The organism is Photorhabdus viridis, from assembly GCF_040256935.1.
GTDB lineage: Bacteria > Pseudomonadota > Gammaproteobacteria > Enterobacterales > Enterobacteriaceae > Photorhabdus > Photorhabdus viridis.
In genome coordinates this window covers 1-223 of the sequence record NZ_JBEJZY010000502.1, presented here as the reverse complement: position 1 = coordinate 223, position 223 = coordinate 1, and the positions used below count along the sequence as shown (strand labels likewise).

The following is a 223-nucleotide window of genomic DNA, read 5'->3' as shown; positions in this document are numbered from 1 at the left end:
TGCAACAATTCCAGTAAAAACCAGCGCCCATCAGTCTCTTGCGCCACGACAAAACGCAGCAGCGGTGCCTGACCCAAATCAATACGATAATGGTGGGGATCAAAACGTTGAGCCAGTTGATCACCCACCGGTCCATCAGCCGGGTCCAACGTCAATTCAGTGACCGATAACGGTACCTGACGCCAAACCACCTGCGCCGGCTCTGATAATCCTTGCCAGATAA

At 52.9% G+C, this 223-nt stretch carries 1 protein-coding gene; it reads right to left on the bottom strand.

Going from position 1 to position 223, the window contains the following annotated elements; genetic code table 11:
* Positions 1–223 (bottom strand): hypothetical protein (locus ABR397_RS24300; protein ID WP_350307914.1); only part of this gene is annotated, 223 nt, incomplete at both ends.